At 66.1% G+C, this 25,371-nt stretch carries 21 protein-coding genes; 9 read left to right on the top strand and 12 right to left on the bottom strand.

Annotated elements, in window-relative coordinates; translation table 11 throughout:
- Positions 1–49 precede the first annotated feature (49 nt).
- Entirely contained in the window at positions 50–1,396 is a 1,347-nt protein-coding gene (gene prsR, locus GTP41_RS17855) for a PEP-CTERM-box response regulator transcription factor (RefSeq protein ID WP_161026928.1), read from the top strand.
- Here prsR and GTP41_RS17850 read toward each other — a convergent pair.
- The gene (locus GTP41_RS17850; protein ID WP_161026927.1) at positions 1,370–1,990 is read right to left on the bottom strand and encodes a tetratricopeptide repeat protein; all 621 of its coding nucleotides are present in this window, start codon (positions 1,988–1,990) and stop codon (positions 1,370–1,372) included. The two genes, prsR and GTP41_RS17850, sit on opposite strands and share 27 nt — an antisense overlap.
- A gap of 13 nt (positions 1,991–2,003) precedes the next feature.
- The gene (locus tag GTP41_RS17845) at positions 2,004–2,681 is read right to left on the bottom strand and encodes a GNAT family N-acetyltransferase (RefSeq protein WP_161026926.1); all 678 of its coding nucleotides are present in this window, start codon (positions 2,679–2,681) and stop codon (positions 2,004–2,006) included.
- A 97-nt stretch (positions 2,682–2,778) separates the two neighbouring features.
- Here GTP41_RS17845 and GTP41_RS17840 point away from each other — a divergent pair, with 97 nt between their 5' ends.
- From GTP41_RS17840 to GTP41_RS17820, 5 genes are read left to right on the top strand one after another with little or no spacing between them, the layout of a single operon-like run.
- Positions 2,779–4,857, top strand: coding sequence for a glycosyltransferase (locus GTP41_RS17840; RefSeq protein ID WP_229502941.1), 2,079 nt, complete (start codon positions 2,779–2,781; stop codon positions 4,855–4,857).
- Position 4,858: 1 nt separating this feature from the next.
- Positions 4,859–6,286, top strand: coding sequence for an oligosaccharide flippase family protein (locus GTP41_RS17835; RefSeq protein WP_161026925.1), 1,428 nt, complete (start codon positions 4,859–4,861; stop codon positions 6,284–6,286).
- Positions 6,287–6,296: 10 nt separating this feature from the next.
- A complete protein-coding gene (locus GTP41_RS17830; protein ID WP_161026924.1) occupies positions 6,297–7,349 on the top strand; it encodes a glycosyltransferase family 4 protein in 1,053 nt (350 codons plus the stop codon).
- Positions 7,339–8,694, top strand: coding sequence for an MBOAT family O-acyltransferase (locus GTP41_RS17825; RefSeq protein WP_161026923.1), 1,356 nt, complete (start codon positions 7,339–7,341; stop codon positions 8,692–8,694). The genes GTP41_RS17830 and GTP41_RS17825 overlap by 11 nt, the downstream gene beginning before the upstream one ends.
- 1 nt (position 8,695) lies before the next feature.
- Positions 8,696–9,856: a hypothetical protein gene (locus GTP41_RS17820; protein WP_161026922.1), complete on the top strand. Its 1,161-nt coding sequence runs from the start codon at positions 8,696–8,698 to the stop codon at positions 9,854–9,856.
- Here the strand turns inward: GTP41_RS17820 and GTP41_RS17815 are convergent.
- From GTP41_RS17815 to GTP41_RS17800, 4 genes are all read right to left on the bottom strand, one after another.
- On the bottom strand, positions 9,838–10,587 hold the full coding sequence (locus tag GTP41_RS17815) for a class I SAM-dependent methyltransferase (protein WP_161026921.1): 750 nt from the start codon (positions 10,585–10,587) through the stop codon (positions 9,838–9,840). The two genes, GTP41_RS17820 and GTP41_RS17815, sit on opposite strands and share 19 nt — an antisense overlap.
- A complete protein-coding gene (locus GTP41_RS17810; RefSeq protein WP_161026920.1) occupies positions 10,584–11,348 on the bottom strand; it encodes an XrtA-associated tyrosine autokinase in 765 nt (254 codons plus the stop codon). The genes GTP41_RS17815 and GTP41_RS17810 overlap by 4 nt, the downstream gene beginning before the upstream one ends.
- A 12-nt stretch (positions 11,349–11,360) precedes the next feature.
- Complete coding sequence (locus GTP41_RS17805) at positions 11,361–12,899, bottom strand: XrtA system polysaccharide chain length determinant (protein WP_229502940.1); 1,539 nt, start codon at positions 12,897–12,899, stop codon at positions 11,361–11,363.
- Positions 12,900–12,989: 90 nt separating this feature from the next.
- Entirely contained in the window at positions 12,990–13,922 is a 933-nt protein-coding gene (locus tag GTP41_RS17800; protein ID WP_161026919.1) for an EDSAP-1 family PEP-CTERM protein, read from the bottom strand.
- Between the two features lie 168 nt (positions 13,923–14,090).
- On the opposite strand from GTP41_RS17800, the gene GTP41_RS17795 reads away from it, so the two are divergent.
- Together GTP41_RS17795 and GTP41_RS17790 are read left to right on the top strand one after the other, a co-directional pair.
- Entirely contained in the window at positions 14,091–14,801 is a 711-nt protein-coding gene (locus GTP41_RS17795; RefSeq protein WP_202419782.1) for an N-acyl amino acid synthase FeeM domain-containing protein, read from the top strand.
- 2 nt (positions 14,802–14,803) lie between these two features.
- Positions 14,804–16,417 carry an FAD-binding oxidoreductase gene (locus GTP41_RS17790; protein ID WP_161026918.1) on the top strand — a complete coding sequence of 538 codons (1,614 nt, stop codon included), beginning with the start codon at positions 14,804–14,806 and terminating at the stop codon, positions 16,415–16,417.
- Here GTP41_RS17790 and GTP41_RS17785 read toward each other — a convergent pair.
- The 6 genes from GTP41_RS17785 to GTP41_RS17760 form a co-directional block, all read right to left on the bottom strand.
- Positions 16,402–17,286, bottom strand: a complete 885-nt coding sequence (locus GTP41_RS17785; protein ID WP_161026917.1) for a hypothetical protein — start codon at positions 17,284–17,286, stop codon at positions 16,402–16,404. The genes GTP41_RS17790 and GTP41_RS17785 overlap by 16 nt on opposite strands.
- A gap of 97 nt (positions 17,287–17,383) precedes the next feature.
- Positions 17,384–20,125, bottom strand: coding sequence for an XrtA/PEP-CTERM system TPR-repeat protein PrsT (prsT, locus tag GTP41_RS17780; protein ID WP_161026916.1), 2,742 nt, complete (start codon positions 20,123–20,125; stop codon positions 17,384–17,386).
- 95 nt (positions 20,126–20,220) lie between these two features.
- A complete protein-coding gene (locus GTP41_RS17775; protein WP_202419781.1) occupies positions 20,221–20,631 on the bottom strand; it encodes an SEL1-like repeat protein in 411 nt (136 codons plus the stop codon).
- 203 nt (positions 20,632–20,834) lie between these two features.
- Complete coding sequence (locus tag GTP41_RS17770; RefSeq protein ID WP_161026915.1) at positions 20,835–21,230, bottom strand: Hpt domain-containing protein; 396 nt, start codon at positions 21,228–21,230, stop codon at positions 20,835–20,837.
- Between the two features lie 18 nt (positions 21,231–21,248).
- Positions 21,249–22,526 (bottom strand): alpha/beta hydrolase, encoded by a 1,278-nt coding sequence (locus tag GTP41_RS17765; protein ID WP_229502939.1) that lies wholly within the window; start codon positions 22,524–22,526, stop codon positions 21,249–21,251.
- A 68-nt stretch (positions 22,527–22,594) separates the two neighbouring features.
- Positions 22,595–22,960: a hypothetical protein gene (locus GTP41_RS17760; protein ID WP_161026914.1), complete on the bottom strand. Its 366-nt coding sequence runs from the start codon at positions 22,958–22,960 to the stop codon at positions 22,595–22,597.
- Positions 22,961–23,162: 202 nt separating this feature from the next.
- Between GTP41_RS17760 and GTP41_RS17755 the strand changes: the two genes are divergently transcribed.
- The gene (locus GTP41_RS17755; protein WP_161026913.1) at positions 23,163–25,319 is read left to right on the top strand and encodes a hypothetical protein; all 2,157 of its coding nucleotides are present in this window, start codon (positions 23,163–23,165) and stop codon (positions 25,317–25,319) included.
- The last annotated feature ends 52 nt before the right edge of the window (positions 25,320–25,371 follow it).

Below are 25,371 nucleotides of genomic sequence, written 5' to 3'. Positions count from 1 at the left end.
GTTGCGTTGCCTCAAAAGCCCCACTGCCGGCATGCTGCATGATGGGGCCATGACCAAGAAAAAACTGCTCGTGGTGGAGGACGACCTCGGCCTGCAGAAGCAATTGCGGTGGGCCCTGGACGCGTACGAGGTGGTGTTTGCGGGGAATCGCGACGCCGCCCTCGGCCAGTTGCGCCGCCACCAGCCGGCCGTGGTCACCATGGACCTGGGCCTGCCGCCCGAGCCCGATAGCGCCAGCGAAGGCTTGCTCCTGCTCCAGCAGATGTTGACTATCGCCGCCGACACCAAGGTGATCGTCCTGTCCGGCAACCAGGACCGCGAGAACGTGCTGAAAGCGATGGCGCTTGGCGCCTACGACTTCCACCAGAAGCCCCTGGACGGCGACATGCTGCGCCTGATGGTGGATCGCGCCTTCTTCCTGCACGGCGTGCAACAGGAGAACCGCCGCATGCTGCAGACGGAGTGCGATTCTCCGCTGGCGGGGCTGGTGACGCGCGATCCCGGCATGCTGCGCGTGTGCCGCAGCATAGAAAAGGTGGCGCCGAGTTCGGCCACCGTGATGCTGATGGGGGCTTCCGGCTGCGGCAAGGAGCTGCTGGCGCGCGGCTTGCACCAGCTCAGCACGCGCCACGACCGGCGCCTGGTAGCCATCAACTGCGCGGCGATACCTGAACACCTGCTCGAGAGCGAGCTGTTTGGCTACGAGAAGGGCGCCTTCACCGGCGCGGAACGGCAGACGCTGGGCAAGATCGAGCTGGCGGCCGGCGGCACCTTCTTCCTCGACGAGATCGGCGACATGGCTTTGCCCCTGCAGGCCAAGATGCTGCGTTTCCTGCAGGAGCGGGTGATCGAGCGGCTCGGCGGCCGCAGCGAAATCGCGGTCGATGTGCGCATCGTCTGCGCCACGCACCGCAACCTGAAGGCGATGGTGGATGAAGGGCGCTTCCGCGAGGATCTGTTCTACCGCCTGAGCGAGATCGTGCTGGTGGTGCCGCCGCTGCGCGAGCGGGTTGGCGATGCTGTGCTGCTGGCGCAACACTTCCGCCACCGCTTCCTGCAAGCCGAAGGCCGGCCCGGCCTGCAATTCCATCCCGATGCCTTGCTGGCCATTGAAACCTATGGCTGGCCGGGCAATGTGCGCGAGATCGAGAACTGCGTGAAACGTGCCGTGATCATGAGCGACGGCCCGCATATTACGCTGGAGGACCTGGGCCTGCCGCCCGGCGCGCCCCAGGCGGAAAGCATCGACCTGCGCGAAGCGCGCAACGCCGCCGAGTACCGGGTCATGGTCAAGGCGCTGGCGCGCACCGGCGGCAACATCGCCCGTGCTTCCGAGCTATTGGGTGTCAGCCGCCCAACCCTGTACGACCTAATGAGTCACCACGGGATCAAGTAATTCCGGCTCGCGCCACGCCTGCGCGGCTTTCAACCGCTGGCGCAGGCCCGGCAGGGGAAACCCCATGCCGTAAGCCTTGTGCGCCGCTTCGAGCGCCGCCGGGTAGGACTTCTGGCGCGCCCTGGCCAGGCCCAGGTTATACCAGGCGGCCGCGTGAGCCGGCTGCAATGCCACGGCGGATTCGAGCTGCTCAATCGCCTCCTTGTCGCGCCGCAGCGACAGCAGGTAGGCCCCGTACAACGCGCGCGCCGCGCCGTCCTCCGGCACGAAGGCGATCGCGCGCTGGAAGTAGCATTCCACCGAGAAGCGCGTTGCTGGGACTTGCTCCTTGCGCAGGCGCTGCGCCAGCCGCGCCAGGGCCGACAGTGCGCGCGGGTGGTTGGGGAAGTGCTCCAGCGTGTAGGCAATATCGCTGCCCAGGGAGGCTGATTGCCCGCGCTGCAAGCCCTCCACCACCGGCCCGAAATGATAGGCCTCGACCAGTGCCAGCCCTTGCGCCTGCTCCGGATTGTAATAGTCGCCTCCGGTGGCGCCTTTGACGTACGGCGCGCAATCGGCCGCCAGCGCGGCAAGCAGGATCAGGTAGCCGGCCATTATCGCTTTCCCCTTACTTCAATGTGGCGGTATCGAACACCAGCTTGGGGCACGACATGGCGCCGCCGGACAGGTGGACATAGGGCGGGCGGCTTGCCAGCATCAGCTGCCAGCGCCCGATGATGAAGAAATTGGCGCTCCCCAGCATCACGGTGCCGATGCGGCGATGGGCGCGCAGCGAGGCCGGATTGAAGGCGGAGATACGGCTGCACGTCCACTGGAAGCCGCGCGCGCGCATGCGCTGGTGGGCCTCATCCCACAGGCGGCAGAAGGCGGTACCCAGGCGCAGGTCTGGTTGCACGAATACGTCGTAGTCCCAGCATGACGCCGGCGAGGGCAGGCAGTAGCGCGCTCTCACCTCATCTTCCTGGTAAGCGCCCATCTGGAACCACAGGATGCCAGCCAGGTCGGCGCCTTTCCAGGCCGCGATGCTGCACCCGCCTTGCCGGAAGCGTGCCGCCACCACGTGCAATGGACGCGGATAGGCGGGCGGGAACTGGTCCAGCTGCATCAGGCCGCGCACCACGATGCTGCCGGCGCCCGGCCGCATCGCCTGCTGCGCCACCCGCTGCGCCACAAACAGGTAGCGCTGCATGCGGCAGCCAACGAGCTGCAGGCAACGCGCGAGCAGGTACCAGGCGGCATTGGCGGCGCCCAGTTCGGCGAACGATCGGATATAACGCGTCAGCATAGTGCCATTACAGCAAAGCCTCCGCGCTACCTCTTTGCGTTAGCGCAAGCGCTGGTGCTGCGGGCTTGCATAGACTGGATCTTCCAAGGAGGAAATCATGCTCACCGTGCTGATGGCCACATTCAACGGCGTCCAGACCCTGCCGAAAGTACTCGACGCCTATACCCAACTGCATAGTCCGGAGGAGGGCTGGCGCCTGCTGGTGGTGGACAATGGCAGCGACGACGGCACGCGCGAATTGCTGATGTCCTATGCCGGCAAGCTGCCGCTGCACTACGCCTATGAACCCCGGCGCGGCAAGAACGCAGCCTTGAACCATGGGCTGGAACTGGCGCTGGCGGGTGCCGAAACCCGTCTGTTCGTGTTCACCGACGATGACGCCACACCCGACCCCGACTGGCTCCTGCGTTACGCCGCAGTTGCCAGCGCGAGAAAGGAGTACGCCATCTTCGGCGGCAGCATCGTTCCCGACTGGGGCCAGGTGCCGCCCGCGTGGCTGTTGCGGCTCGTTCCATGCGGCCTGACGTATGGCCTGACCGATCCCGGCTTGCCGGAGGGGCCGGTGTATCCGGGCCTGGTGTGGGGCGCCAACATGGCCGTGCGCGGCGAGGTATTCCGCCAGGGTTTCCGCTTTGACGAAACCATGGGGCCGGCCTGCGGCGACTACGCGATGGGCGGCGAAGTGAGTTTTACGCGCCTGCTCGACGGGGCCGGGTTCCAGTCCTGGTTTTGCCCGTCGGCCCGTGTGGCGCACCATATCCGTCCCGCGCAACTGGAGGCCGCCTGGATCATCGGGCGCGCCCGGCGGTATGGGCGCGGCGCCTGCCGCCTGGCCAAGCCGGGTCAGTTTCCCGAATTGTTCGGCGCACCACGCTGGATGCTGCGCAAGTATCTTGAGGAGTTGCTGGGGCTAGGCTCGGCGATCATGCTGCGCCAGCCGGAGCGCGCCTTCCAGAAACGATGGGAGCTGGCCTACCTGGGCGGCTATCTCCGCGAGGCGGCCGCCGCACGACGGCCTTCGCCGCCGCGCATCCTGATCACCAGTTATTCGGGCGAGCTGGGAGGCATGGAGCTGCGCATGCTGGATGAGGCGCGCTTCCTGAAGCGCCAGGGCTATGACTGCGTGCTGGCCGCGCCGCGCTTCAGCGGCGACGAGCGCTGGCGCCAGTCAGCGCAGGACGAATGCGTGGAGGTGGCGGAACTGAGCGTGCCGCCGTTGCTGGAGGAGTGGCCATGGCGCCGCACCAACCGGCTGCGCGCGCTCGCCTTCGCGGCGCCGGCGCTGCGGCGGCAAAAGGCGGACCTGGTGCATATCGCCTTCTGCTGGACACTGTATGGCGCCAGCGCCTTGTGGCTGGCGCAGCGTTGCGGCGTTCCGGCAGTAATCAGCGTCCATAACGCCTTTCCGCCGGTCGAGTTCAATGACTGGCAACGCCAACTGCTGCAACGCGCCATGGCCAATGTGAAGGGTGTCTATGGCGTCTCCGATTCGGCCATGAAGCGCTTCCTTGCGCTCTACCAGCAATGGCTGCCGAGCGAGGCGCGGCTTGCGGTGATTCCCAACTGCGTCGATACGCGCCGTTTTCACCCATCCGTCCGCCGGCGTGCCGCAGCGCGCCGGCAATGGGGGATCGCGGACACCGATGAAGTGATCGGGTGCGTGGCGCGCCTGTCGGACCAAAAGCGGCCCGACGTGCTGCTGTCGATCTTCGCCCAGATGGCGCCATTGCGGCCGCGCCTGAAGCTGCTGCTGGTTGGCACCGGCCCCATGGAAACGACGCTGCGCGACATGGCCAAACGCCAGCGTCTATCGCGGCGGGTGATTTTTACCGGATACCAGGCCCAGGTCGAAAGCGTTATCCCGGCGATGGACCTGCATTTGCTGGTCAGCCGCCGCGAGGGCTTCGGCATCGCCACCATCGAAGCGATGGCCTGCGGCGTGCCGGCGCTGGCGACCCGCGTGCCGGGCAGCGAAGACATCCTGCAGGATAGCGCCGGCGGCATGCTGCTTCCACCGGGCGATATGGAGGCCGCCATCCGCGCCATTACGGAACTGCTGGACGACCAGGAGCGGCGCACCGAGATGGGCTTGCGGGGCAGGGCGGAGGTGGAGTCCCGCTACGCGGTGCCGGTGGTCAGCGCGCAGGTCGAAGCTTTTTATAGCGGCTTGGTCTGACATGGCCGGCCTGGCCCGCAACTTCGCATACGGCTTCGCCGAGAAGTACCTGCTGGTGCTGCTGGCCCTGGCCAGCTCCATGCTTCTGGCGCGCATTTTGTCGCCGGCGGAGCTGGGCGTATACGCGATTGCAGCCGTGCTGGCCAGCTTGGCGCAGGTCTTCCGCGACCTGGGCACCGGGCAGTTGCTCGTGCTGCAGCCGGTCATGGGCCAGCAGGAGCAGCGCGCCTTGCTCACACTCTCCATTGGCACCGGTTGGGCGCTTGCCTTGTTCATGGCGCTACTCGCGGCGCCGCTGGCCCGCTTCTACCGCCAGCCGGTGCTGGCCGAGGTGCTGCGCATCCTGGCCCTGAACTTCCTGCTGGTGCCGTTCTCGGCGCAGGTTACCTCCTTGCTGCGCAGGGAAATGCGCGCGGCGGCCCTGTTTCGCATCAGCGCCTGCTATGGCCTGACCCAGTTCGCCGCCACCGTCGGCCTGGCCGTGGCGGGACTTGGACCATGCGCGCTGGCGTGGGGCAGCTTTGCCGCCACTGCCGCGGGTTGCGCCGCCGCCATCATCCTGCGTCCGAGCGGAATGGTCTGGCGCCCGGCGCTGCGCGGTGCGCGGGCGCTGGTGCGGCCGGGCGGGCTGGCCGTCACCGGCAACGCCATTGACGAAGTGGGCGTGGTGGCGCCCGACCTGGTGGCCGGCAAGCTGCTGGGCGCGGAGGAAGTGGCTGTCTTGGGCAAGGCGCAATCGGTGCTGTCCTTGTTCAACCAGGCCATCACCAGCGCCGTGTCGCCGGTCGTATTTCCCCTGTTTGCACGAACGGCGCGCGAAGGTGGCGACCCGGTGCAGACCTATCTTGACGCAGCGGCCTGCATCACCGTGCTGTCCTGGCCATTCTTCCTATTGGCGGGCTTGTTCGCACCACCATTGGTGCACTTGCTTTACGGGCCGCAGTGGCAAGGCAGCGTTCCCTTGATCCGCATCATGTGCGGCGCGGCGGCCTTGTATAGCATGTTCAGCATGGTGCGTTACCTGCTGCTGGCTACGGGCCATATCGGAACGCAGGCGCGGCTGGACGCCATGGCGGTGGGCGGCCGCCTGCTCATGCTAGCACCCGCTGGATTGGCAGGCCTGCATTGGATGGCTGCCGCAGTGGCGCTGAGCCTGCTCTGGCGCAGCTGGCTGGTACTGCGCGTGCTGCGGCGGTTGTATGGGGTGCATGCGGCGCTGCTGCTGCGGCCAATGCAGAAGAGCGCCATTGTCGCAGTGGCGGCCATGCTGCCGGCAACCGCGGCCTACTTGCTGGCCGGTGGCGACGGCGGTGGCCAGACCATGTTGCTTTCCGGTGGCGCCGCTGCAGCCGTTGGCTGGGGCCTTGCGCTTTGGCTGCAGCAGCATCCGCTGGCGGTTTTCCTGCGCCGTACTGTTCTGCAGAGGTGAAGGAGGTGTTATGCGCGTCGGTATCCTGTCCTATCCTATGCTGTTCCAGCGCGAGGGCGGCCTGCAAGTCCAGGTGCGCGAGACCATCGCGGCGCTGAACCACCTGGACCCGTGCATGTCCGCAGAACTGGTCGATCCATCGCGCCAGCAGCTTGCGGAGTTTGACCTGATCCACGTTTTTTCGGCCTTCAACGGCAATGTCCGGTTGGTCGAATCGGCGGCGGACCTTGGCCTGCCAGTGGTGCTGTCGCCGCTGGTAGCGCCAAGCTGGAACCGCAGTGCCGGCCTGCGCGCCCGTGTGGCGGACCGGCTGGCGGGGCGCATTTCGTCGTACAGTTTGCAGACCAGCTATGCGCAGACCAAACGCGCGCTGCAATTGGCCGACCTGGTGATCGCGCTGGGCGAAGCCGAACGCGAAGCGATAGTCAGCGGCTTTCTCACCGACCGCGCCAAGATCCGGATTTTCCCGAACGGCGTCAGCCGCCAGTTCTTTACCGCGCAGCCGGAGCAGTTCCGCCACCGCACGGGGATTGTCGGACCCTTCGCGCTGTGTGTGGGTGCCATCTCGCCGTATAAGAACCAGCTGGGGCTGGCGCACGCGCTCGCGGGCAGCGAACTGCCGCTGGTCCTGATCGGACCCGTGGCGCGCGAGGACCACGCCTACCTGCAAAACGTGCTGAAGTCGCCCTGGGTGCGCTGGATGGGCGCGCTGGAGCACCATGATCCCTTGCTTGCGAGCGCCTTTGCCGCCGCCTCGGTGGTCGCCTTGCCCAGCCGCGGCGAGATCTTCCCGCTTTCGGTGCTGGAAGCGCTGGCGGCTGGCACGCCGGTCGTCATGACCCAGGATAGCGCATTGCATATCGACGGCGCGGAGCAGATACTGCGCAAAGTGGCGTGGAATGACGCTGCGGGCCTGCGCGAAGCCATGGTGGCGCTGGCGAGCCGCCCGCCGCAGCGCGCAAGTGTACAAGCGTTGGTGGAAGCGTTCACCTGGCAGAGGGTGGCGGCCCAGGTGGCCGACTGCTATCGCGAACTCGTACCGGAGGCGCACGGTGCTGTTTAATTCTTTCGCATTCATCTTCCTGTTCCTGCCATTGGCCCTGGCGGGCTACCAACTATTGCGGCGCCATGGCGTCATGTGGCTGGCGATATGCTCGCTGTTCTTCTATGCCTGGTGGGACTGGCGGTTCCTGCCGCTCCTGCTGATCTCCATTTGCCTGAACTTCACCGCCGGGCGGGCCATGTGCAGGCAGGGAGGCATGCTGCGGCGCCTGGTCTTTTACGGTGCGCTGGCGATCAATCTCGGCCTGCTGGTCTGGTTCAAGTACGCGGCTTTCCTGTTCGGCATCGACCCCGGGCTGCCGCTACCCATCGGCATCTCCTTCTTCACCTTCACGCAGATCGCCTTCCTGGTCGATTGCTGGCACGGGAAGGCACACGAGCCGCATTTCGGGCCATATGTGCTCTTCGTCAGCTACTTTCCGCATCTGGTTGCCGGGCCGGTACTGCATCACGCGCAGATGATGCCGCAGTTCCGCAACGGGCAAGGCTTGCGCGCGGAGGATCTTGCCGCTGGCTTGACCATCTTTGCCATTGGCCTGGCGAAGAAAGTCCTCATCGCCGACAACCTGGCGCCTTTGGCCAATCCGGTCTTCTCGGCCGGCGCCGCGCCCCGGTTGCTGGACGCGTGGATCGGCACCATGGCCTACAGCATGCAGCTGTACTTCGATTTTTCCGGCTATTCGGACATGGCCATCGGCCTGTCCCTGCTGTTTGGCGTGCGCTTGCCGGAGAACTTCAACTCACCCTACCAGGCGCGCAATATCGCCGACTTCTGGCGGCGTTGGCATATGACGCTGTCGCGCTTCCTGCGCGACTACCTGTACATCCCGCTTGGCGGCAACCGGCATGGGCCCTGGGCGCGCCACCGCAACCTGATGCTGACCATGGTGCTGGGCGGCGCCTGGCACGGCGCCGGCTGGACGTTCCTTGTATGGGGTGGCCTGCATGGCTTGTTCCTGGTCGTGCACCAGCAATTCTCGGCAGGGGCGGCGCGCTGGTGGGATCGCCCCTTGACCTTCCTCGCGGTGTTGCTGGCCTGGGTGCCATTCCGTGCGCCGGACATGGCGGCGGCGCTGGAGATCTGGGCGGGCATGGCGGGATTCCACGGCCTGGGTCTGCCGCGTGGCCTGGGCGGGCCTGGACTGCAATGGGTGGACGGTGGGGGAATCGGCCTGCCGCTCCTGTTCGCCGCCGCCGTGCTGGCCTGGTTTGCGCCGAATACACGCCAGTTGATGGAGCGGCGCTGGAGCGCATCGCTGCCGCATGCAAGCAGCGTGGCGGCCTTGCTCCTTGCCTGTATTTTCAGCATGAATCGACCGACCGAATTCCTCTATTTCCAATTCTGACATGAAGACCTATCTCGCCATAGCCGCAGGCTTCCCCTCGCTACTGGTGGCAGGAGTGGCCGGAATCAACTACGCGGTCGATCCCTTTCTCATCCATCAATGGGAGTCGCCGCAGGTGCAGCGCCTGCGCCAGCCGGTGGAAAGGCTGAACGCCTGGGGGAAAACCTATGCCATCGCGGTCTACCGGCCCGACACCATCTACCTCGGCAACTCGCGTACCGAACTGGGACTGGCCGTGCCCGCCGGCGGGCCGGCGCGGGTGTTCAATGCTGCCCTGTCTGGCGCCACGCTGGGCGACGCGATACGCATGCTGGGCCATGCGCGCCAGGCAGCCCCGTTGCGCGGGGTCATCTGGGGCCTGGATGCGCCGTCCTTCACCCTAAGCCAGGGCAATAGCGAGCTGGAACCCGGTTTGCTGGCGCGCGATGAACACTACCTGGCCCGTCGCGCCCTGCTTGATTTGCAGCGTGCGGTCAGCATGGATATGACAGCGGAGTCGCTGGCGATACTGCGCGGGCGGGCGGAATCCGTGTGCCATGCCAGCCTGGCCAGGTACGGCCAGCGCGACGGCGCCTGCATGCGGCATCGCATTGCTGGCTGGGGTGGTACGGGCGCGGTGGTCGGCGCGCGTACCCGCGAATTCCTGCGCGGCGAGGGACCGTCCGACAGGGCACTGCCGGCACTGGGCGATACCATCCGCGGCGCCTGCGGCCTTCAATGGCGGCTGTACGTCAATCCGACACATGCGATGACAATTGATGCCCTGTACCGTGCCGGCAAGGGAGCCCGGTACGAAGCCTGGCTGGAGGGGTTGGCGGGCATGGGGCAGCAGTTGCGCACCGCCGGTTGCGACGTGCGCATTTATGACTTCTCAGGTTTCAACAGCGTCACCAGCGAAGCTGTCCCGCGCGCAGGCGACCGCTCGGATATGCGCAATTACTGGGAGACCTCGCACTATCGCGAGTCGGTGGGCGATGCCATCCTGGCGCGCCTGGCTGGCGGCCCCGCAGGCGACGATGGTTTCGGCAGCGAGCTGCTCCCGGAAACCATCAGCGCCCGCATTGCTGGGCTGCGTACTGCGCGCGCGGCCTACGTGGCGGCGCAACCCTACGAAGCCGGAGAAGTCGAGCGCATCGCGCGCCTTCACGCGGCGGGCCGGTAGCGCAGGGCCGCCGCGCCTTTCTCACAGGGCAAGGCCTCGATCTCCAGGTCCGGGAATTCCCTGGCCCAGCGTTCCAGCGCGGCCTGCTCGCCGGGGCGCTCCGCATCGTCCAGGAACACCTTGGCGCCAGGTGCCATGCGCGGGAACAGTACCGGGCCCGCCGGATAGCGCGCCGCGTCCGCCACCGCTTGCGGCGGCCCGTCGATCACGATCATATCGATTGCCGCATCGGCGGGCAGCTTGGCGCTGTCGTACCAGACCTGCGTGGCGCCGCCGAATGCCTGCAGGGTCAATGGCGCATCGAGCACCGTCGCCCAGGCGCCCAGGCCGTGCAGTTCCAGCTGGCGCCGCGTGCGGCGGGCATAGACGGGATCATGCTCCAGGCTGTACACCATGCCGCCGCCGTTCAATTGCATGCAGCGCGCCAGTACCAGGGTGGAGATTCCGCTGCTGCATTCGACCACGCAGCGCGGCTTTTCGTCCAGCGCGTGCGCGGCCAGCTCCTGCAGGAAGTCAGGCGAAGCGGCCCAGCCGCGCGTCAGCGGCAAGGCGCGCCGCAGCCCCAGGCTGATGTACAGGCCCTGCAGCGCTTCCAGCTGGCGGAACAGGGTGGTGTGGCCGTGCCGTGTATCGTCCCGCAAGGCGTGCACCAGCAAGTGCATATGCCGGACCTTGTGCAGGATATAGGCGCACAGGAACAGCAACGCCGCAATGGCAAGGGTCTCCATCATTCGTAGTAGCCGTAGTACTCGGCGCCGCTGAAGGCGCGCGACTTGTTGTAGACCAGGTTCACATTGCGGCAATGCTCGATACGGGCCAGGGCATCGCGCACGGCAGCCTGGGTGGTGGTCTCGGCTTCCACCACCATCACCAACTGCCCCATCTGCGATACCAGCACGCTGGCCTCGGTGGTCAGCAGCAGGGGCGGGGAGTCGAAGATGATGATGCGGTCCGGATAGCGGTTGGCCAGTTCTTCCAGCAGACGACTCATATTGCGGCTGGCCAGCAGCTCGGTCGCATGGCGGCTGGCCGGCCCCGCCGGCAGCAAGGTCAGCGACGGCACGTTGGTGCGCAAGATGACATCCGACAAGTCCACGCTGCCGTCCAGCAGCACATCCATCAGGCCGCGTTCGGCTTGCACCCCGAGCACCTTCAGCACGGATGGCCGGGCCACATCGGCATCGACCAGCAAGGCGCGCGCATCCTTTTCCATGGAAATGCTCATGGCCAGGTTGATGGCGCAGAAGGTCTTGCCTTCGCCGGGCAGGGCACTGGTCACCACGATCAGGTTGCCATTCGGGATCGCTTTCGCGCCGCTGGCGCGCGCGTCGTTCAGCAAATGGCGCTTGATGATGCGGAAATCCTCCGCCACCGGGGTGCGGCCGCTCTCGTGCGTCACCATACCGCGCTGGCGCAAGCGTACCAGGTTGATGTCGGCAAATCCCTTCTCGATTGGCGGCGCCATTTCCAGCAGGCTGGGCGGCAGTTGCATGGTTCCCTCCTATCAGCTGAACAACAAGGTGTAGGCCATCACACCGCCATAGCACAGGAGCAGGCCGACGCTGCCGGCGCCGAAACCCAGCCTGTCGCGCCAAAGTTTGCGCTTTTCCTCATCGGTCCAGTTCATCGCGATCGTGCCCAGCACGCGCAGGCCGGTGCCGGCGCGCAGTTCCGCTGCGCTGAGGTAGGTGGGACGCAACTGCGCCAGGCCCAGCGCCGCCGCACAGCCGCCCAGCAGGCCAAGTGCCAGCACAGCGCTGTAGTACAGCGCGCGATTGGGGCCGATCGGTCGCTGCGGCAGGGTGGGTGGGTCGATGATCTTGAAGCTCATCATCTCGGTGGTGGTAGTCAGTTCCCCCGACAGCTTTGCGGCCTCGCGCCGGCCCACCAGCTTTTCGTAGTTCTCCTTGTTCACCTGGTAGTCGCGCGTCAGCTGGCCCAGCTGCGACTCCAGTTCCGGCACGGCGAGTCGCTGTTCCTGCAGCCGGGTCTGGCGCTCGCGCAGCGCATCGACGCGGGCGTGCAAGGCCGCGACCCGGGCTTCCGCCTCGGCCAGCGCCACCTTCATCTGTTGGAACAACGGGCTGTATTGCTGTGCCGCGTCGCCCGACGCGGATTGCTTCTGGCGTTCCAGGCGGCGCTTCTCTTCCAGCTGGCCGATCAGGCGCACGGTGGAGATGACGTCGGGGTGCTGGTCGGTGTACTGCAAGCGCAGCGCGTCCAGGCTTTTGTTCAAGGTGCTGATGCGGCTGTCGAGTTCGGATTGCCCGCCCGGCGCCACACCGGCCACCAGCACCGGCTCATCGCCGCCAAACTGGGCTTCCAGTGCCTTGCGGGCCTGCTCGGCCTCGGCCAGTTCCAGCTGCGCATTGCCGAGCGCTTCGCTGGCTTGCAGCAGCTTGCTGCCGTAGTCCTGGCCCTCGCGCGGCAAGAGGAAATTGTGTTTGAGGCGAAACTCCTTGACCGCGTTTTCTGCACTCGACAATTTTTCCTCGTAGCCGCGCACTTGCTCGTCGATGAACTGGACCGCCTTTTCCGAGTCGCCCTTTTTGCCCTTGAAGCTGCCTTCCACAAATATGGCGAGCAGGGCTTGCACCACATCGCGCACCTGGCGCGGATCGGCGTTGTTGTAGGTGATGGTGTAGATGTCGTATGTGCCCGTGCCCTGGATGCGAATCGCTTTCAGCAGCTCGTTTACCTGGGCATCGACTTCGCGCGGCGTAACCGCCTTCACATCCAGGTCCACCATGCGCAGCACGCGCTCCAGGTTGGGCCGGCTGAGCAGGGTGCGGCTCATGATGGAGACTTGCTGCGCCACATTGGGCACGCTGGTCATGCCCACCATCAGCGGCTTGAGCACACTTTGCGTATCGACATAGACGCGTGCCGACGACTGGTACTCGTCGGGCATCCAGTAGACATTGGCCCAGCCAACCAGCACCAGGCACCAGGCGGTGCAGAACCCCGCCCAACGGTGCTTCCAAATGCCTTTCAGGCTCGATAGCAGTTGGCTGTAGAAGTGCTCCATGCGCAGATGCTCCATGTGGTCGGGCCTGGAGCTTTGATTATATGGGCGGGTCTCCGGCTCGCCCGGCCAACCCGCCCGACCTTTGAGGCCCGTCAACAACGCGTGTCAAGTTTGGCGACGGCGCATGGCCAGCGACATGGCCAGCATGCCGATCGCCAGCGCGGCCTTCGACCCCGGTTCCGGCAGTTCCTGCTGCAAGGCGTTGGCCAGCGTATTGTGTTCGATCGTGATCTGGTAGGTGGTACCGGCCAGCAGCAGCGGCGTTACGGCCAGGAAGGCTGCGGTGCCGGGATCGTAGGTGGTCAGGCCAGGGCCGCCGTCGGTGCGGCTGACTGCGCTCAGCCCGTTGAGTTCCGGCGGGGAGTAACTGAAGACGGAGGAGTTGCTGGCCAGGTCAATGATGTTGATCGACCACGAGAGACGGGCGTTGGCATTCGAGGTCGCGCCCGCGCCGACCGACACGAAGGCCTGGCTGAACGGGGTGCCGTCGAACGAGATGGTCATGGTATCGGAGGCGCCCAGGGTGAAGGCAAAGGTGGTCGAGGTGCCGACCGAGGAATTGCCGGAAGCAATCGCGTTTTGCGCGGTGGAGGCGTCGGCGCGGGTGCGCGCGTGGGCGCCGGCCGGCGTGGCACCGATGGTGATGGCGGCGCCGGTCAGGTCCTGGTCGGCATAGCCGAACGTGCCGGGCACGGGTGGCGGGCTGGGGAAGGGCAGGAAGTTATTCTCCGGCAGCGCTGGGCAGGGGGCGCCGACGCATTGGTGCGGTACGTTCGGTTGCAGGCCGCTCAGGATGCCGAACGACTGCGCGCCGTTGGCGAAGACCCCGTTCAGCGAAGCGGTGGCATGCGCATCGTTGGTGCCGGTCAGCACGGTGAAGTCGGTCGTGCTGTAGGCCGTGCCGCCCGAATGCAGCAGACGGAAGTTGTTGATGTCGAGGATGGCCGAGGCGAAGGTCGATGCCTGGGCGGGAACGCTGGCAAAGCTGGCAGCCACTACGGCTGCTGTTGCCAACCACTGCTTGCAGAATGTTTTCATGGCGGAATCTCCGGGGAAAGCGGCGAGTTTGCCGGCATAGCCCTACCAGCAGCATCCATGCCATGCCGTCCTGCCCCGGCCCAGCCACCCCATGAAAAGAAATCCGACGCGGGCGGAACCTTGCCGCTCTTGTCGTGTCCAAGCCTAATTCCCAGAGGAGGACACATCGTGGACCCAAACGCAATTGTTTCCTTGTTGATTGAGGAGAGTGCTTCGGACCAGCAGTCGGTGCAGCCGCTGGATGAACAGCTGTTCCACATCCGCCTGGCCAATTCATCCGGCCAGCGCGAGGCCGCCAGCGTCCTGCTGCAAAAGATGTATGGCTGGCGCGGCTACGAAGTCGATCCGCACGCGCCGCATTTGCCCAACCGCATCACGCTGGCAGCCGACAACAAGGGCGAGACGGTTGGTACTATGTCACTGTGCCTGGACGACCCGCAGATCGGCTTGCCCGCCGATGAGAATTTTGCCGACATCCTGAGTGGCCTGCGCCAGCAAGGGCGGCGCCTGTGCGAACCGGCCCGGCTCGCGATCGACCGCAATGTCAATATGCGCGTGTTTGCCGCCCTGATCCACATTTCCTACGTGTACGCCCATAACCTGCACGGCGCCACCGACTATGTGATTGAAGTCAATCCGCGCCATGTCATGTTCTACCGGCGCATGCTGGGTTTCCACACCCTGGCGCCGGAACGCCATTGCAACCGGGTGGGCGCGCCGGCCGTGCTGCTGCGCCTGGACCTGGACCATATGCGCGAGCAGATCGAGAAGTTCGGCGGGCGCATGGACGCGGCCAGCGAACGCTCCTTCTATCCCTATTTTTTCTCGCCGGCGGACGAAGCCGGTATCACCGTGCGCCTGCGTGAGGGGAGGAACTGACGATGGGCGCCGCGATCACGCAAGCCTTGGCGGACTGGCGCGGCCTGTTGGGCGCCGCCCGGGTCCTGAACGCGCCGCAAGAGCTGGCGCCGTACGCCGCCAGCACGTCGGCCCGGCCGGTCATGCCGCTGGCGGTGCTGCACCCCCTGACCCATGAGGAAGTGGTGGCGGTGGTGCGCATCGCCGCCAGGTCCGGCATTCCGCTCTATCCGCTGAGCACGGGGCGCAACTGGGGCTATGGCGACGCCTGCCCGCCGGGCCCAGGGCAGGTGATTGTCGACCTGGGCGGCATGCAGCGCATCCTGCACCTGGACAGCGAGCTGGCGTACACCGTGCTTGAGCCGGGCGTGACCCAGGCGCAGCTGGCGGCCTACCTGGTCGAGCACGGGGCGCCGCTGTGGATGGATTGCACCGGCGCCGGGCCGGACACCAGCCTGGTCGGCAATATCCTGGAGCGCGGCTTCGGCCACACTCCCTATGGCAACCGCATGCTGCACATGGCCGGCATGCGCATTGTGCTGGCCGACGGCGAAACCCTGCATACCGGCTTCGGCCATTTCAGCGGCGCCCGTGCCGCCCATCTGTATCCCTATGGCGTCGGCCCCTGGCTCGATGGCTTGTTCACGCAATCGAATTTCGGCATCGTCACCAGCCTCGGCTTCTGGCTGATGCCGCAGACCGCAATGGTCAGCCACCTGGTCGCCACTGTCGGCAGCTTTGACGCGATCGCGCCGATGGTGGATGCCTTGCGTCCGCTGCGCCTGGACGGCACCTTGCGCAGCGTGGTGCATATCGGGAACGACCTGCGCGTGCTCTCGGGCGGCATGGTGTTCCCCGCCGCCGAAGTGCCGCAGGGGCCGCCCTTGCCGCCGCACCTGCGCGCGCGCCTGTGTGGCGGCGCTGGGATCGGCGCGTGGACGGTGTCGGCCGCGCTGTATGGCCGGCCGGCGCAGATCGCCGACGCGCGCCGGGCGCTGCGGCGCGCGCTCGGCAAGCTGGCACGCCTGCGTTTCATCGACGACCGGGCGCTGGCCCTGGGCGCCGCCGCCGCGCGGCTATTAGGGCCGGGGCGCCTGGGGCGCCGCCTGGCGGCCCAGGTCGAGCTGGGCCGCTCGCTGCTGAACATGAACCGCGGGGTGCCGGATGGGCGCTTCCTGGCCGGCGCCTACTGGCGCCGGCGCGGCGGCTGGCCGCCCGGCTTCCCACAGGGCGCCAATCCGGCGCGCGACGGTTGCGGCATGATGTGGCTGGCACCCGTGCTACCCTTGCGCGGCAGCGAACTGCTGAAAGTGCATGGCCTGGTGCAAACGCTGTTCGCGGCGCACCGCTTCGACCTGTTCGCCACCTACAGCATGATCAACGAGCGCGCGCTGGGCGGCGTGCTGACCGTGTGTTTCGACCGGGAGGATGCGGGCGAGACCGAACGGGCGCACGCCTGCTATGACGCGGCCTTCCAGCGTTTGCTGGCGGAGGGCTACATCCCTTACCGCGTCCCCCCTCAGTCGGTGGCCGCGCTGGACGACGGCCTCGACAGCTATTGGCAAACGGTGGCGCGCATCAAGGCCGCGCTGGACCCACAGCGCATCATCGCGCCCGGGCGCTATGCGCCGCGCTGACGGCGGCGCATGGCCAACAGGGCGGCCAGCCCGAGCGGCAGCAGCCAGGCGCCCGACGGTTGATCCAGCGTCACCTGGGCGATCACCGGGTCCGACAGGCGGGTGATCCAGCCGTTCTGGGCAAACACCGACGCAGCCAGCAGCTGCGTCATGGTGTTGGTGCCGTAGAAGTCGGCGCCGCCCTGCTGCGACCCGCTGCTGAAATAGGCGCACGCCGCGCCGCCTACGCAGCGCGCCAGGTAGCTGCCGTAGCCGGAGGATGGCGAGGTGGTGCCGTTCAAATGCTGGTAGAGCGTGATCCCCGGCCCGCTGGCGGTGGCGGTCGGCGGCAGCAGGCCGGGGACAAATTCCCAGCGCATCAGCAGGTCGCCATCCGTCATCGCGCCCATGCTGCTGAAGCCTTGCCGCTGCGAGGCCTTGATGCCGCCCAGGCCAAAGCCCGGGTTGGTGCCGCCGGCCAGCTTGTCCAGGTAGAGATCGAGGTGGATCTTGCCGTCGCAGCCAAAGGCCGCGTTGGTGCAGCCGGCGCTCATGACCTGGTTGCCGAATGGGCCGCTGCCGGGGATGACCGAGTAATCACCGGCGCCGTACATCATGAAGGAGATGCTCTGGTTGTCCTTGCCAGTGTGCCAGAGCTGGTTGGACGGATTGCCCATTTCGTGGATGCTGGTCATATAGCCGACCGCAAAACTGGCCTCGCGCAGGCCGCTCCCATTGTCGCTGCTGCGTGCCAGGTAGCCGCTGTACTTGACTTCCACCATGCCCGGCGTCTGCAGGACGAAAGGGGCGACGGGCGTGGCGCGGGCCGCTGCGCCCAGGGCCAGCGAGGCCATGAGCGCAGCGGCAAGGTGTTGGCGTTTGATAGGCATGGCATGCTCCTGTGGTTGGTTGTGAGCCATGCTGCAAGGAACGCGCCAGCCCGCACTTCCGGGCTGGCACGGTGTTGCCGTAAAAGCCGCCGACGCCTTATAGCCGCGCCAGCAAGCCTTCGACCTCGGCGCGATGGGCAAAACCCGGCAGCGCGAGCAGTTGTTCGCACTGCTGGCGCGCGCCGCGCTTGTCGCCGCTGCGGAACAGGGCGTGGGCGTAATGCAGGCGGATATCGGCCGATGTCGGCGCGGTTTCCAGTGCTTTTTTCAGTAGCGGCACGGCGCGCGCCGGCTTGCCGCTTTCGGTCAGGATCCAGGCCAGGGTGTCCGCCACGGCCGGGTTGGCCGGGGCCAGCTTGTAGGCCCGTTCCGCCGGCTTGAGCGCCGCCGGGTCTTTCAGCTGCAGCAGTGCCCAGGCCAGGTCGTTCAAGGCCAGCACATTGTCGGGATCGCGTTCGAGCAGCACTTCGTACTCGCGCCGCGCTGCGGCATGGTCACGCTCCTGCAGCAAATGGCTGGCATAGTAGAGGCGTGTCGGCTGGTCTGCCGGCTGCCGCGCCAGCCATTCGTGCATGCGGCGCTGCGCCTCCTCTTTCCTGCCCGCTGCATGCAGGGCGCGGTGCAAGGCAATCAGCATGGGCCCGCTGCGCTGCAAGTCCAGCCCGCGTTCATACACGGCTACGGCGGCCTCGAATTTTCCTTCCTCAAGCAGGGCGTCGCCCTCCAGCTTGAAACCGATGGCCGCAGCCGGCTGCCGCTGCTGGGCCAAACGCGCCAGTTTGCGCGCATCGTCAAAGTTGCGGCCATCGATCAGCAGCGCGCTGGCGAGGGCCAAGGCATCCTCGCGGTTGGGGGCGACTGCGATGGCTTTGCGCGCGGCCTGCAGGGCGGCCGGTTTTTGCTGCAAGACCATATGGGTGCGCGCGATACGCAGTTGCAGGTCGGCGTTGGCAGCTTGCAGGACAGCCAGCTTCTGCAGGGCATCCAGTGTCAATGCGTGCTTGCCGGCGGCCGCCGCTGCCTGGGCCAGCAAGTCCAGCGCCGCCACCTGGTTGGGCTGGCTGCCTTGCATGCGCTGCGCCAGCACCAGTGCCTTGGCCGTTTCGCCGTTGCGCAGGTAGAGCGCGGCCAGGGCCTGGGCCGGTGCCAGGGCGTCGGGATGGGCGCTGCTGGCACGCTCCAGCACCGCCAGTGCCGCGGGTGTATTGCCCACGCGCGCCTCCAGGCGCGCCAGCGCCATCATGAGCGGCAGGCTGGTGCCGTGGCGTGCCAGGGCCTCCTGGTAGCGCTGGCGCGCCTGCGGCACTTTCTTCTCCATCAGGTCCAGCTCCACCAGGTTGTCGAGGGCGGGCGCGTGGCCCGGATCGATGGCCAGCGCGCGGCTGAAGGCCTGGCGCGCCCCAGCCAGGTCGCCGCTGACCAGGAGCACGCCGCCTTTGAGGTTCTGCACGGCCGGGTTGTCGCCCTGCGCTTCCATGCCGCGTATCTGCGCCATGGCCTGGGCAAAGTTGCGGCTGCGCAGGTGGGTCATGACCAGCAGGGCGCCGGCGCGGGATGCCGCGCCATCTTTGCGTGCCGCCAGCTCCAGCGCCTCGACGGCGCGCCCATGCTGGCCCTGGTTCAGCAGGCTCACCCCGCTGGCGGCATTCAGCAGGCTCGACTCGGGCGCCAGGCTGCTGGCCTGGCCGAACCAGCGCCCGGCCTTTTCATGTTTGCCAAGGCGCATCGCCGCTTCGCCCGCCAGCGCCAACAGGTCGACGTCCTGCGAACCGGCCGCCAGGGCTGGCTCCAGCAAGTCGAGGGCATCCTGCGGTTTGCCGTCGCGCAGGTCGCACTGGGCTTGCAGGCGGAGGGCGTAGGCTTCGTTGGGCAAGGTTTGCCGATAGTGCTGGATATGGGCGCGCGCCTGGCCCACGGTGCCGGTCGCCAGTTCGATTGTCGCCGCCAGCAGGTAGCTGGGCATATGGCCCGGCGCGGCGCGCAGCACCAGCTGCACCTGCTCCAGCGCGGCCTTGTGTTTGCCTTCCGCAAAGTCGAGCAGGGCCTGGGTGTACAACACCACCAGGCTGCCTGGCTGCAGCTTGCGCGCGGCCGCCAGTTGCTGGCGTGCCAGGTCCGGCTTGCCCAGCTGGAGCTGGGTCGCCGCGATATCGGCATGCGCCTGCACATTGTTCGGGTCATGGGCCAGGATCGCTTGATAGGCCGCCAGCGCGACATCGGGCTTGCCGCGCGAGCGCAGCAGGTCGCCCTTGAAACGTAGGGCGTCCACGTCGTGCGGGTTGGCCGCCAGCGCGCGTTCGACGATGTCGTAGGCGCCGCCGGCATCGCTGCGCCGCAAGGCCAGGCGGGCCTGACCCAGGTGGGCTTCGCCCAGGCCGGCTTGCTGGTGCAGGGCCTGGGCGTAAAGCTGGCCGGCATCGTCCAGCTTGCCGAGCCCCAACTGGGCGTGGCCGCGCCAGGCCAGCACGGCGGGCGTCGCGCTTTCGGCTTGCAGTTCATTGAGCAGCCCCTGGTGCGCCGCCTGGGCCAGCAGGGCACGCACCAGCAAGGGCAGTACTTCGGGACGCGGCTGGCCCAGTGCCAGCGCGCGCCGCAGTTCCTTTTCGGCCGCACTGGGGTCGCCTTGCGCCAGATGCAGTTCGCCCAGCAGGCGGCGCGCCGCACCATGCCCGGGCTCATGCTGCAGCAAATTTTTCAGGTGGATCACTGCCGCGCGGTCTTCACCGCGGCCATGCGCCTGGCGCGCGTCGCGCAGCAAGTCCTCCGACGGTTGCATGCGCTGGCACGCGACCAGCGCGACCAGGGTGAGGGCGGCCGCGCAAGTAATTCTGTGAGACATGGCAATCTCCCAAGACTGGTAAAGCTTCCAGCGTAGGGAGGTGGCGGCGGGACTTGTTGATCGCGCTCAAGAAAACGCGCGATCGGGGACGGGATTTACTTGGTCTGGCCCGGGGTGGCCACGTGCAGGTACAGCGGCCAGGTGCCGCCGGCGGTGCTATTGGAAACGGTGGAGTTGGCGCGGTAGCGGCTGGCCAGGAAATCGGCCGACACCGCATCGCCCGCGCGCGCTGCCTTCTCCAGCAGGCGAATGGCTTCCGGGTGCTTGCTGGCATTCTGGCTGTAGAGCAGGCCCAGTTCGCGGGCTGCCACGATCGAACCTTGCTCGGACCATTCACGCAGGCGGCGCTCGGCAGCCGCACCGCCGTGTTCGCCCAGCTTTTTCGCCACGGCTTCGATCACGGGGGCAGGCGGCTCGACATCTTCCTTGGCTTGGCAGGCAATCAACATGCCGACCATGACCAGGGTGGACGTCACAATCACTCCCGCCTTGTTAAAAATTTCCATATATTCTTGTTTTTCCCGAAGGATGGCATTATATCAATCAGTTGCCCAAAATCAAATCCGCGACTGGCTATTCAGATTCTAGGGATTCCTGAGCAGGCCAGGCGCACGCCATGCAATGCTGCCAAATGCCTAAGTGTGGCCGATCATAGCACGCGGGTATTGCGCTGCATCAAAACCAACGGGGTAACAGATGTAACCAATCGTTAGCGTGCCTCTGCGCGGCCGCTAATCTGATCCAACCAGGCACCGGCATGGTCCAGCACCAGCTTCAGTTCACCTTCCAGCGCAGTGAACAAAAGGGGAATTTCGACGATGCGGCCCTCTTGCAGGGCCAATTCAAGGGCCAGCGAGGCGGCCACAAAGCGTTTCGCCCCCAGGTTGCCGACCGAGCCGCGCAAATTGTGCAGGATGCGGCGCGCTTCCATGATTTTGCCGTCGCGGATCGCCTCGCCTGCCATATTCAAGGGTTCCACGCCCGGCCCGATTCCATCGCGTACGATCTTGACCACCGTGTCGAGGGCCTTTTCGTCGCGTCCCATATACTCCAGCAGCTTGTCCACGCAAAAAACCGCCTCATCGGGCGCACTTGCGTAACTCATAAGGTTCGTCTCCTTGTTTTATTCGCGGAACGTCCAATAGCGTCCCAGCGCGCTGTCCACCGCCTGCAGGCCGAAGCGCTCGGCCGCCCGGGCATGTTTCTGGATCAGGTAATACATATCGCTCAATGCCGTGCGCTTTTCCGCAAAATACGCGTGACGGATGAAGCCCGTATCGACCGCGCTGGCGTCAATCGTTTCGACACCTGGTGCCACCACCAGGCCGGGGCCGCTTTCCCCGGCGCGTGCATAACCATGAATGGCCTTGGACGCGCGCAGGGCGCTGTCGCCGGATGATGCGTACAGCGTCAGTGGCGTGGGCCTGCCCGCCAGCGCCGGCAACAACTGGTGGCGGAACACCTCGGCATCGATATCCGGCGCCGCCAGGATCACTTCGCGAATGCGCCCGGCCAGTTCAGGCCGCGCCGCGATCACGCTGGCCGTTGCCCTGGCCATGGCGCGGCTACCCATGCTGTGCGCCAGCAGGTAGACATGCTCCGCATCCGATTGCTGCAGAAAATCGGCCAGGAACGCCGCCAGGTCGGCCTGGGCCCATTCCACATTGGCTTCATCCACTATATAACCTGAAAGCTTGCCTTGCGAGGGCCAGCTGAAAAAAACCGGCGCGCCGGGAAACCCGAGATCATACGCCAGCTGGCCCGTGCGCCGCGCCGCATCCTCGAAGGTGGTGCGGTAGCCGTGGATGAACAGCAGGGCGCTGCGGCTGCCATGCAGGGCGATGGCTTGCTTCAGCCTCTCCATAAAAGCGTCGCGCTCAGCCGTCTCGGCCGACATCAGCACCACGTGCTGATCCGGATCCTGGCGCAGTTCCAGGCGCAGCAGGGAAGGGCACTCGAGCTCGCCCATGCGGTGGTCGCGCGGGATGCTGACCTCGCAGCTGCCATAGCGCAAGGTGCCGCGCATGTTGCCGAACAGGCGGGCAGGGTGGCGGTCGCCGCTCAGCTCGCGGTTGGTGGCGAAGAACACGCGCATGACGGCAGTGTCGGGCTGGCCGGCCATGGCGGCCGCCGGCGCGCGCGCGGCACGGCGCCGCTCCACCTCGTCAATGAAATTGCGCGCCGCCGCGCGCAGGTAGCGGTCGCCGGCCAGCCCCGCCGCCGCCAGGGCGTCGGACAAGGCGAACTGGCGCGAGCGCGAGCCCGGGTCTTCCTCAACATCGGCAATGGCATCGGCAACGGACGGCGCTTGCTTCGCCAGGCGCGACTTCAGCATTTGATAGGCAGCGCTGATGCCGCCTTCGCCGGCACCTGCCGTCACCGCTGTCGTAATGACGTCCATGCTCTTCTCCTGGCTGATTAATGCATATCTGACCACACACAATTGAGCAAGTCCAGTGCTGCGTGCATCTAGCGTTCGGGCGCCATTTCGAGCCGGTTGATACGGGCCGCCTTGTTGAAGTCGATGGCAATACGCAGTGCCGTGGGCTGACAGTGGGCGCGGTAAACGTACAAGCGGTCTTCACCGTTCACATTGCGCGAGAGCAGTTCCAGCTTGAGCGGTCGGCTGCAGCCGCGCAGCGCGGCCGACAGTCCGGGCACGGCCAGGTAGCTGGCGCCTTTCTCGGTGAAGCGTTCCGGGCTGGGCGTGCCATTGGCCAGGCCTTCCAGCACGTCCGCCACCTGGGCCGTCACGTCCGGCTCCACATCCGGTATCGCGCGCGCCGGCAGGGCCAGGCAGCAGCACGAAAATATTAACAAACCGTTAAATTTCACAGAGGCCTCCCTCTAACGTTGCGCGTGCGGTCTTGACTGCGTGCAAATACGACATTTTTGCAATTTAAGTCAAGGTTCCAATTAAATCAACGAAGTTTTCATAGTTATACTCGGCCCCACGCCCATCAGTACCAGGCCCGGCGGGGCAGCCGCGTGCAAGTAAAAAATACATCGATAACCGCTTCAGGAGAGACAAAAAAACATGCGCTACACCACTCGTACCACCCTTGCTTCCATGGTCATGCTGGCCTGCGCCAGCCTGGCCCAGGCCGGTGAAAAGACCGTCGACAACCTGACCATTTTCAGCAACACCAAGGCCAGTTCCGCGCAAGCGGCACTGAAGGCGAACGCCGCGCGTTTCGGCCTGCCTGCCAAGCTCGACAACCTGCAACTGGTGGCGGTCAAGGAATCGCTGACCGGCAAGCACTACCACTTCCAGCAGATGCTGCGCGGCCTGCCGGTGGACCGTGCCGAGATCGTCGTATCGATCGGCCACAACGGCGACCTGCAGAAGATCTTCAACGAGAGCCGCCACATCTCGGCCAAGGTGGACGCCGACGCTGTCAACCAGCTCTACAACAAAGGCCAGATCAGCGAAGACGCCGCCCTCGACAAGGGCTGGAAGAACATGAAGGTCCAGCACAACCTGGTCAGCGTGCCGTCCACCACCCTGGTCTGGGTGCCGACCAAGGACGGCGTGCAGCTGGCGCGCAAGGTCAACATCGAAGCGGAAATGCCGACCGGCGGCTTCGTGCAGTACCTGAACGCCCATAGTGGCGAGCTGATCGACTCCTACACCACCTCGCTGCCGCGGACCAACAAGGGCGGCGAACGCTCCATCGAAGCACGCCAGAGCGCGCCGGGCCAGGCCCTCGACATGAGGGCCGCGATCAAGGCGGCCCAAGACGCGGGCAAGGCGGCGGCCGGCACCGGCGGCCGGAACCTGGACCAGAGCGGCACGGTGGCGGCCGCTGCCGTGGCGGCGTCCGGCATCAACGGTTCGGGCTACGCCTTCGACCCTGACCCACGCACCGCCCTGGCGACCGAATCGCTGACCGATACCTCGTCCGCCAGCGCCTTCGACGCCGCCTACTCGAACAAGACCCTGCGCGACCTGACCGTCACCGCCGGCGTCTACAAGCTGACCGGCCCGTACGTCAACATCAAGAACATCGAAGCCCCGGCCACCGCGCCAAGCACCACCAGCAACGGTGTCTGGACCGCCAAGCGCGGCAACAACGCCTTCGACGACACCAATGTCTACTTCCACATCGACCAGAACCAGCGCTACATCCAGTCGCTCGGCTTCACCGGCAGCAAGGGCATCATCGAACGCTCCTTCGACGTCGACACCGACGGCCTGAACGGCGACGACAACTCGCACTACAGCTACGGCGGCGCCACCGACTACCTGGCCTTCGGCCATGGCTGCGTCAATGACAGCGAAGACGCCGACGTCATCCTGCACGAGTACGGCCACGGCATCCAGCGCAATATCAACGTCAACTGGAGCGGCGGCGACACCGGCGCCATGGGCGAAGGCTTCGGCGACTACTGGGCCGCTTCCTATTCCTACAGCACCCCGAACGGCAAGACCTTCCATCCGGAGTGGGCCTTCAGCTGGGACGGCCACGGTTCGTGCTGGGCCGGCCGCATGCTGAATCGTACCGATGCAAAGTACAACAGCAGCAAGACTTATGGCGCACACCAGTCGGTGACCGAGAACGGCGTCACCTTCTCCTCCGACGAACTGTGGTCGGCGCCGCTGTACCAGTCCATGGTGTCCCTGATCGCCGCCGGCAAGCCGCGCGCCAACATCGACAAGATCATCCTGGAAGCGCACTTCGGCCTCGGTTCCAACATCAAGATGCCGGCCATGGCGACCGCCATCGTCAACGCCGCCAAGACCCTGTTCCCGGCCGACCTGAGCTACGCCAACACCTTCCAGGCCAAGTTCGAGGCGCAGAACATCCTGAGCACCGTGATCGTCGGCCCGACCATCAACGAGACGGAAAGCAACAACACCATCGCCACCGCCAACCCGGTCACCCAAAGCGGCACCACGGTAAACGGCAATATGGGGTCGAGCACCGATTCCGACTACATCGCCATCACGGTACCGGCTGGTAAGACCCTGAGCGCCGTGCTGACCCCGAATGCGTCCGCGGACTACGACCTCAAGCTCTACAGCAGCACCGGCACCGAACTGGCGTCGAGCACCAAGGGCACCGGCCAGGTGGACAGCGTATCGCGCGCCAATACGGGCTCGACTGCGGTAACGTGGTACGCCAGGGTGTACTACTACAGCGGCGGCACCGGGTCCACCAGTGGTACTTACACCTTGAAAGCCTCCTGGTAATCACTAGCGCACCCTTATGCGACCAGCCGCCTCGCCTGCAAAGGGAGGCGGT

Source organism: Pseudoduganella guangdongensis (genome assembly GCF_009857475.1).
Classification (GTDB): Bacteria; Pseudomonadota; Gammaproteobacteria; order Burkholderiales; family Burkholderiaceae_D; genus Rugamonas; species Rugamonas guangdongensis.
Note: the sequence above shows the minus strand (reverse complement) of the source record. Positions and strands in the feature narration are given on the sequence as shown.

Bases quoted from the DNA above. Each gene is read 5' to 3' on its own strand.
- GTP41_RS17810 (WP_161026920.1), bottom strand. From the start codon at position 11,348: ATGCAACTGCCGCCCAGCCTGCTGGAAATGGCGCCGCCAATCGAGAAG.
- GTP41_RS17840 (WP_229502941.1), top strand. From the start codon at position 2,779: ATGCTCACCGTGCTGATGGCCACATTCAACGGCGTCCAGACCCTGCCG.
- GTP41_RS17830 (WP_161026924.1), top strand. From the start codon at position 6,297: ATGCGCGTCGGTATCCTGTCCTATCCTATGCTGTTCCAGCGCGAGGGC.
- GTP41_RS17800 (WP_161026919.1), bottom strand. From the start codon at position 13,922: ATGAAAACATTCTGCAAGCAGTGGTTGGCAACAGCAGCCGTAGTGGCT.
- GTP41_RS17820 (WP_161026922.1), top strand. From the start codon at position 8,696: ATGAAGACCTATCTCGCCATAGCCGCAGGCTTCCCCTCGCTACTGGTG.
- GTP41_RS17805 (WP_229502940.1), bottom strand. From the start codon at position 12,899: ATGGAGCATCTGCGCATGGAGCACTTCTACAGCCAACTGCTATCGAGC.
- GTP41_RS17785 (WP_161026917.1), bottom strand. From the start codon at position 17,286: ATGCCTATCAAACGCCAACACCTTGCCGCTGCGCTCATGGCCTCGCTG.
- GTP41_RS17790 (WP_161026918.1), top strand. From the start codon at position 14,804: ATGGGCGCCGCGATCACGCAAGCCTTGGCGGACTGGCGCGGCCTGTTG.
- prsT (WP_161026916.1), bottom strand. From the start codon at position 20,125: ATGTCTCACAGAATTACTTGCGCGGCCGCCCTCACCCTGGTCGCGCTG.
- prsR (WP_161026928.1), top strand. From the start codon at position 50: ATGACCAAGAAAAAACTGCTCGTGGTGGAGGACGACCTCGGCCTGCAG.
- GTP41_RS17845 (WP_161026926.1), bottom strand. From the start codon at position 2,681: ATGCTGACGCGTTATATCCGATCGTTCGCCGAACTGGGCGCCGCCAAT.
- GTP41_RS17755 (WP_161026913.1), top strand. From the start codon at position 23,163: ATGCGCTACACCACTCGTACCACCCTTGCTTCCATGGTCATGCTGGCC.
- GTP41_RS17765 (WP_229502939.1), bottom strand. From the start codon at position 22,526: ATGGACGTCATTACGACAGCGGTGACGGCAGGTGCCGGCGAAGGCGGC.
- GTP41_RS17835 (WP_161026925.1), top strand. From the start codon at position 4,859: ATGGCCGGCCTGGCCCGCAACTTCGCATACGGCTTCGCCGAGAAGTAC.
- GTP41_RS17815 (WP_161026921.1), bottom strand. From the start codon at position 10,587: ATGATGGAGACCCTTGCCATTGCGGCGTTGCTGTTCCTGTGCGCCTAT.
- GTP41_RS17775 (WP_202419781.1), bottom strand. From the start codon at position 20,631: ATGGAAATTTTTAACAAGGCGGGAGTGATTGTGACGTCCACCCTGGTC.
- GTP41_RS17770 (WP_161026915.1), bottom strand. From the start codon at position 21,230: ATGAGTTACGCAAGTGCGCCCGATGAGGCGGTTTTTTGCGTGGACAAG.
- GTP41_RS17850 (WP_161026927.1), bottom strand. From the start codon at position 1,990: ATGGCCGGCTACCTGATCCTGCTTGCCGCGCTGGCGGCCGATTGCGCG.